Genomic DNA, 6,846 nt, shown 5'->3' with positions numbered 1-6,846 from the left:
TCGGCGATGAGCTCGTCATCGTCCACGTACAGGATGCGCGTGCCGCGCGCCGCCGGCGTGGTGCGCGCAGTGCCGGGCGCGGGGGGCGCTCCCCCTCCGCCCGCCTGCAGGGCAGCCGCGCGAAAGTACAGGTCGAACACCGTGCCCTCACCGGGCCGGCTGCGCACCTGCACCGCCGCCTGGTGGTCGCGCAGGATGCCGTGCACCACCGCCAGGCCCAGGCCCGTGCCCTCGCCCGGTGGCTTGGTGGTGAAGAAGGGCTCGAACAGGCGGGCCATGGTGGCCTCGTCCATGCCCACGCCGTTGTCGCTGACGCTTAGGCGCACGTTGAGCGCGGGCCAGTCCTCGGCCGGGCCCTGGGCCGGCAGCACACACGCGGTGGCCGGGGGCGGGCCCGCGTGCGGCTGCAGTTCGATCTGCAGACAGCCGCGGGAGCGCTCGGGCATGGCCTGCCAGGCGTTGGTGCACAGGTTCAGCAGCACCTGCTGCAGTTGCGTGGGGTCGGCCAACACGTAGGGCGTGTCGGGGTCGCACAGCACGCGCAGCTCCACGCCCTTGGGAATGGTGGCGCGCAGCAGGCGCACGGATTCGTCCACCACCGACTGCAGCGGCATCACGCGCCGCTGCAGCGCCTGGCGGCGGCTGAAGGCCAGGATGCGGCGCACCAGCTCCTTGGCGCGCGCGCCCGCCTTGAGGATCTCGCCCACGCTCTCGGCCACGGCGGGCATCTCGCGCGCGTCGTCCAGCGCCAGGTGCGCGTTGCCCAGGATGGCCGCGAGGATGTTGTTGAAGTCGTGCGCCACGCCACCGGCCAGTGTGCCCAGCGCCTCCAGCTTCTGCGATTCGCGCAGTTGCGCCTCCAGCGCGAGCCGCTGGTCCTCCACCTTGCGGCGCTCGGTCAGGTCGAAGTCGATGCAGAAGATCTCGACGCCGCGCTCCGGGTGTTCCGTGATGATTTCGCTGGCGTGCACCTCGACCGAGCTGCCGTCCTTGCGCAGCAGCCAGTGCACGCCGGTGTTGAGCGTGGCGCGCCCGTCCAGCGTGCGCTGGTGGTTGCGGTCGAAGCTGCCGCGCAGCGCGGGCGGGATCACCAACTCCAGCATGCTGCGGCCGATGGCCTCGTCGGCACGGTAGCCGTAGACGCGTTCCGAGCCCTTGTTCCAGTAGCGCACGATCATGTCCGGCCCATAGGCCTGCACGGCGATGCTGGGCATGCTGTCGAAGATGCGGCGGAAGCGGTCGTCGCTGGCGAGGTCGAGCGAGCGCGCGCGCACGCTGTCGGTCACGTCGCTGACCAGCACGGTCCAGTGCACACGGCCATCGGGCTGGGGCCGCGGTTTGCCCATGCCGCGCAGCCACTTGTGGCGGCCTTGCGCGTCGACGATGCGCCACTCGTGCGCCCAGGGCGCCCCGCGCCGCGTGGCCTCGCGAAAGCCGCCGCGCAGCAGGCGGCGCTGCTCGCGCGGCGCCATGAGCCAGATCACCGCCTCGTGCGCGAGGATGGTGCGCGCGTCCACGCCCCACAGGTCCATGCAGCCCTCGCTGATGTAGACCAGCGCGCCCTGGCCTTTGGCGTCGAAGTCATAGCGCAGCAGCGCGCCCTGCACGAGCTGCGCGAACGCGTCGAGTTGAGCGAACTCGCCGAGGGCTTGCGCTGAACCTTGGTTGACGCTCACACGTCCCTCCGGGCCGGTGGGCACACCGGGCTGTTTCGAAATGTACGACCAACAGCCTTTTCGGCGCGACCGCGCCGGTCTTGAGCCGAGCGGGAAAGCGGTGTCAGGTGGAGGGGGCGGGCTCGGGGCCGACGAGCGCCCCCTGTTCGATCGCCTGCAGCGCCTCGGCCTCGGTGCGGTACAGGTGCAGGCGTTCGTTCTCGTCGAGGTGGCCGGCCGCAGCCAGCAAGCGCTCCACCGGCAGCTTCATGCCCACCAGGTGCAGGTGCACGCGTCGGTCGTCGAGTTGCTCGCGCAGGCGGCCGAAGGCCTCGGCCCCGGTGGCATCGATCCAGTTGATGGGATGGGCGATCAGCAGCACGTGCTGCGTGTCCGGGGCGCCCTGCAGTTGTTCGGCCACGGCCCTTTCCAGCGCGTTGGCGGTGGCGAAATCCAGCGCCGCGTCCATGCGCAGGGCGTACAGGCGCGGGGCCAGAGGGGGCAATTGCCACAGGTGGCGGTCGCGCAGGCTGCCATCCGGGTGCAGGCCCACTTCGATGATGCGCGGGTGCAGCCGCAGGTAGAGAAAGTGCGTGAGCGCCATCACCACGCCCGCCAACACGCCCCAGTAAAGGCGCGGCGCAGCCAGCAAGGTGATGGCGAAGGTGGTGCCGGCAATGACCGCCTCCACGCGCGACAGGCGCCACAGGCGCACGAAGGACGACGGCTGCAGCAGGCCCCACACGGGCAACACCACGATGGCGGCCAGCACCGCCAGCGGTACGTGGTGCAGCAGCGGCATGGCCAGCAACAGGGCCAGCGCCACCACCAGCACCGAAAACACGGTGGCCCAGCCGGTGCGGGCCCCGGCGTACAGATTGAGCGCCGAGCGCGAGAACGAGGAGCTGGTGGGCATGGCGCCGGACAGGCCCGAGGCGAGTTTGGCCAGGCCCTGGCCGATGAGGTCCTGGTCCTGGTTCCAGCGCCTGCCCTGGCGCGCGTTGTCCACCTTGGCGCTGCTGGCGGTCTCCAGGAAGCTCACCAGCGTGATCATGAGCGTGGGCAGCAGCAGGGCGCCGAGGGTTTCCCAGCCGGGCCAGCCCGGCAGGAAGGGCGCCGGCAGGCCTTGCGGCAGCGTGCCGATGACAGCGCCGCCGCCGGCCTCGAAGCCGATCGCGCGGCTCACACCGGCACTGAGCAGCACCACCGCGAGCACCGAGGGAAAGCCCGGGCGCAGGCGCCGCACGCCGATCAGCGCGGCCAGCGACAGCAGGCCGAAGGCCAGGCCCGGCGCGTGCCAGCCGGCCTGCTCCGCGATGGCGTGCCAGCTCCTGAAACCCGTGAGCGCCGGCAACTGCGAGGCGATGATCAGCACCGCCGCCGCCTGGGTGAAGGCCATGAGCACCGGCGAGTTGACGAGGTTGAGCAGCCAGCCGTAGCGCACCAGGCCCAGCAGCACCTGCAGCACACCCGACAGCAGCGCGAGCCAGACCGCGAGCTGAACCCACTCGGCGCTGCCCGGCCGGGCCAGGGGCGTGAGTGAGGCGCTCACCAGCAGGCAGGTGAGGGCCGTGGGGCCCACCGACAGGCGCGGCGAGGCCGAGAACAGCACGGCGATGAGGGCGGGCAGCAGGGCGGCGTAGATGCCGGTGATGAGCGGCATGCCCGCCAGCGCGGCGTACGCCACACCTTGCGGAATGACCATGAGGCCGACGGTGAGGCCGGCGAGCGCCTCGTTGCGCAGCAGGGCCGCGTCGGGGCGCGGCCACTGCAGGAAGGGGAAGAGGCGTTGCCAGCGGGTCATGGGCGTCGAGCGTAACGCGATGCGGAGCCGTTCAGCCCGCACGACGCCGTGTCAGCGCTGCGGCATGTCCTTGTAGGAATAGCCCAGGCTCACCGTCGCGTCCTCGGGGATGGCGGGCATGCTGGCGTTCCAGGTCTCCCAGCGCTCGCGCATCGCGGCCAGGCGCCCGGGTTCGCGCGGGGCCAGGTTGGCGCGCTCGCGCGCGTCGCTGGCGATGTTGAAGAGGTAGTCGTGGCCGTCCACGCGCAGGTACTTCCAGTCGCCCTCGCGCAGCGCGCGCTGACCCCGGTGGTTCATGCGCCAGTGCATGGGGCGTTCGATGCGCGTGGCCGCGTCGCGCCACACGGGCAGCAGCGAGACGCCGTCGGGCGCGTGCGATTCGGCGGGCGCCACGCCGGCCGCGTCGAGCAGGGTGCGCGAGAAGTCCATGCTCATGCCGTGTTGCGCGGTGGTGCCGCCAGCGGGCACCTGCGCGGGCCAGTGCACGATCCAGGGCACACGGATACCGCCTTCGGTGAGGTCCATCTTGCCGCCCACCAGGGGCCAGTTGTCGGAGAAGCGCTCGCCGCCGTTGTCGCTGGTGAAGACGACGATGGTGTTGTCGGCCAGGCCGTGGCGCTTGAGTGCGTCCATGATCCAGCCGATGCCTTCGTCCATGTGGTGGATCATGCGGCGGTAGCTGTTCACGTTACCGCCGTGCAGGTGGAACAGGTTCTTCGCCACGTCCGGCGCCACGTGCGCGTCGTCGCGCGTTTCCCAGGGCCAGTGCGGCGCGGTGTAGTGCAGGCTCAGCAGGAAGGGCGTGCCAGCTTTGGCACCGTCGGCCATGCGGTCCACGTAGTCCACGGCGCGGCGGCTCAGCAGGTCGGTGAGGTAGCCCTCCTCGGCCTTCTCTTCTTCGCCGAACCACAGGTCGTGGTCGCCGGTGCTGGCGCAGTGGGTGAAGTAGTCCACGCCACCGGCCATGGGGCCGAAGAACTCTTCGTAGCCCGAGCGCAGCGGGCCGAAGGCCGGCGGGTAGCCCAGGTGCCACTTGCCGATGAGGGCGGTGCGGTAGCCGGCACCGCGCAGCAGCGAGGGCAGGGTGGGGTGTTCGGGCGGCAGGCCCAGGGTCTGGCTCGTGCGGGCCTTGCTGTTGATGGGCTCCTCGGCCGCGCCGCGCAGGCGGTACTGGTAGCGCATCGTCATCAGCGCGAAGCGTGTGGGCGAGCACACCGGCGAGTTGGCATAGCCCTCGGTGAACATCAGCCCGCCGGCGGCCAGCGCGTCGATGTTCGGTGAGACGCGGCCGAAGCCGGCCTCGCGGCCACCGTAGCAGCCCAGGTCGGCGTAGCCGAGGTCGTCGCAGACGATGTAGAGGATATTGGGGCGGTTCATGCGGCGATCATTCCACTTTCATGCCGGTGGCTTTTACCAGGGCGCCGTAGCGCGCGTTCATGTCGGCCAGGCGCTTGCTGGCGGCGGCACCGGTGAGGCCTTCGGGGAACAGGTCCAGGTTGTTCATGCGGGCCTTCACGTCGGGGCGCTGGAGCGCGTCGCCGATGGCCTTGGCGATCTGCTGCACCAGCGCGTCGGGGGTGGCGGCGGGCGCCATCACCAGGTAGAGCACTTCCTGTTCCAGGCTCTTGAGACCGAGCTCACCCACGGTGGGGATCTCGGGCGCGAGGGTGGAACGCTGGCGGCTGGTGACGGCCAGGGCGGTGATCTTGCCGGCCTTCACGTGCGGCAGCATGCCGGGCGTGGCGAGCGTGCCGCCATCGACCTCACCCGAGAGCACGGCCGTGACGGCCGGCGTGTTGCCGCGGTAGGGGATGTGGCCGAGCTTGTGTTTCGTGGCTTCGGCGAACACCTCCACCGCCAGGTGGCCCGGGCTGCCGCTGCCGGCCGAGCTGAAGTTGAAGTTCTTCGACTTGCTCTGCTCCACCAGCTGCGGCAGGGTCTTCAGGCCCGTGGACGGGTGCACGCCGATCAGCAGGCCCGAGGAGGCCATGATGATCACGGGCTTGAGGTCCGTCAGTTTGAAGCCCTGGTTGGGGTAGAGGTGCGGGTTGATGGTGAAGGTGGTGTCGATGCCGAACAGCAGGGTGTTGCCGTCGGGCGCGGCCTTGGCGGCGTCGGCCGCGCCGATGTTGCCGGCCGCGCCGGGTTTGTTGTCCACCACGAAGCTCTGCTTGAACTGCTCCTGCAGCACCTGCGAGACCGAGCGCGCGAGGATGTCCGACGGGCCGCCAGCGGGGAAGTTGTTCACGAAACGCACGGTCTGCGTGGGCCAGGCCGTCTGGGCCTGCAGGGCGGGGGTGGCGAAGGCGGCGGCGAGGGCCAGGCCCAGGAAGGCGCGTCGTGCGGTCATGAAAGAAGAACTCCTTGGAGGCGAGAGAGAACGCTCAGTCGAGCTGGATGCCGGTGGCCTTGATCGGGGCCTCCCAGCGCTTGAGGTCGGCCGCTTGCGCGGCGGCCAGTTCGGCGGGCGTGGAGCCCACGGGCTCGTAGCCCAGGCCGAGCAGGCGCTCGCGCAGGGCGGGCGCCTTCACCGCGGTGGCCACGGCCTTGGAGAGGCGGTCGCGTGCGGTGGGGTTCATGTTCGCGGGGCCGTACATGGCGAACCAGGCGGTGGCCACCATGTCGATGCCGCTCTCTTTGAGCGTGGGCACCTCGGGCACCTGCGGGTCACGCTGCGAGCCGGTGACGGCGAGGATGCGCACCTTGTTCGCGCGGTGCAGCTCGGCGGTTTCGGAGACGACGTCGAACTTGTAGTCGATGTGGCCGCCCAGCAGCGCGGTGTTGGCCGGGCCGCCGCCCTGGAAGGGCACGTGGTTCAGTTTGGCGCCCACCTGCTGCTCGAACAGCACGCCCATGAAGTGCGGCAGCGTGCCCAGGCCCGGCGTGCCGTACGAGGCCACGCCCGGCTGTGCCTTGGCCATCTGCACCATGTCGCCGATCTTCGTGGCCTTGCTGGCGGGGCCGGCCACCACGCCGAACTGGAAGTTGGCGATGAGCGAGACCGGGCTGAAGTCCTTCACCGCGTCGTAGTCGAGCTTCTTGTAGACGTGTGGGAACAGCACCATGGGGCCACTGGGCAGCACGATCACGGTCTGGCCGTCGGGCTCCGCGCGCTTGACCTGATTGAGCGCGATGCGCCCGCCCGCACCGGGCCTGTTCTCCACCACGATGGGCGCGTACTGCTCGCGCAGGCTTTCGCTGAGCAGGCGCGCCAGGGTGTCGGCGGAGCCACCGGGCGGGAAACCCACCACGATCTTCAGCGGGGTCTTGTCCTGCGCGAAGGCGCTGCCGCCCACGGTGAGGGCGGCGAGTAGGCAGGCGTGGATGAGTCGGCGGGTGAGGGTCATGGTCTTGTCTCCGTTGTGTTGTGTCGGCGCAGGCACGGGC

The 6,846-nt window shown here is 70.5% G+C and carries 5 protein-coding genes; all 5 read right to left on the bottom strand.

Features of this window, described 5'->3' with window-relative positions; genetic code table 11:
• The coding region (locus BN948_RS25860) for a PAS domain-containing sensor histidine kinase (RefSeq protein ID WP_156037851.1) at window positions 1–1,676 on the bottom strand (1,676 nt) is incomplete at its 3' end.
• Window positions 1,677–1,779: 103 nt separating this feature from the next.
• On the bottom strand, window positions 1,780–3,459 hold the full coding sequence (locus BN948_RS21615; protein ID WP_035623749.1) for a SulP family inorganic anion transporter: 1,680 nt from the start codon (window positions 3,457–3,459) through the stop codon (window positions 1,780–1,782).
• Between the two features lie 51 nt (window positions 3,460–3,510).
• The gene (locus BN948_RS21610; RefSeq protein ID WP_035623747.1) at window positions 3,511–4,836 is read right to left on the bottom strand and encodes a sulfatase family protein; all 1,326 of its coding nucleotides are present in this window, start codon (window positions 4,834–4,836) and stop codon (window positions 3,511–3,513) included.
• Window positions 4,837–4,843: 7 nt separating this feature from the next.
• On the bottom strand, window positions 4,844–5,809 hold the full coding sequence (locus BN948_RS21605) for a Bug family tripartite tricarboxylate transporter substrate binding protein (RefSeq protein ID WP_035623745.1): 966 nt from the start codon (window positions 5,807–5,809) through the stop codon (window positions 4,844–4,846).
• 34 nt (window positions 5,810–5,843) lie between these two features.
• Window positions 5,844–6,806 carry a Bug family tripartite tricarboxylate transporter substrate binding protein gene (locus tag BN948_RS21600; RefSeq protein WP_035623743.1) on the bottom strand — a complete coding sequence of 321 codons (963 nt, stop codon included), beginning with the start codon at window positions 6,804–6,806 and terminating at the stop codon, window positions 5,844–5,846.
• Window positions 6,807–6,846 lie beyond the last annotated feature (40 nt).

It is taken from the genome of Hydrogenophaga intermedia, from assembly GCF_000723405.1.
GTDB classification, from domain to species: Bacteria; Pseudomonadota; Gammaproteobacteria; order Burkholderiales; family Burkholderiaceae_C; genus Hydrogenophaga; species Hydrogenophaga intermedia.
This window is presented reverse-complemented; position numbering and strand designations above follow the sequence as displayed.

Coding starts and splice junctions, on each gene's coding strand:
- BN948_RS21615 (WP_035623749.1), bottom strand. CDS start 3,459: ATGACCCGCTGGCAACGCCTCTTCCCCTTCCTGCAGTGGCCGCGCCCC.
- BN948_RS21610 (WP_035623747.1), bottom strand. CDS start 4,836: ATGAACCGCCCCAATATCCTCTACATCGTCTGCGACGACCTCGGCTAC.
- BN948_RS21605 (WP_035623745.1), bottom strand. CDS start 5,809: ATGACCGCACGACGCGCCTTCCTGGGCCTGGCCCTCGCCGCCGCCTTC.
- BN948_RS21600 (WP_035623743.1), bottom strand. CDS start 6,806: ATGACCCTCACCCGCCGACTCATCCACGCCTGCCTACTCGCCGCCCTC.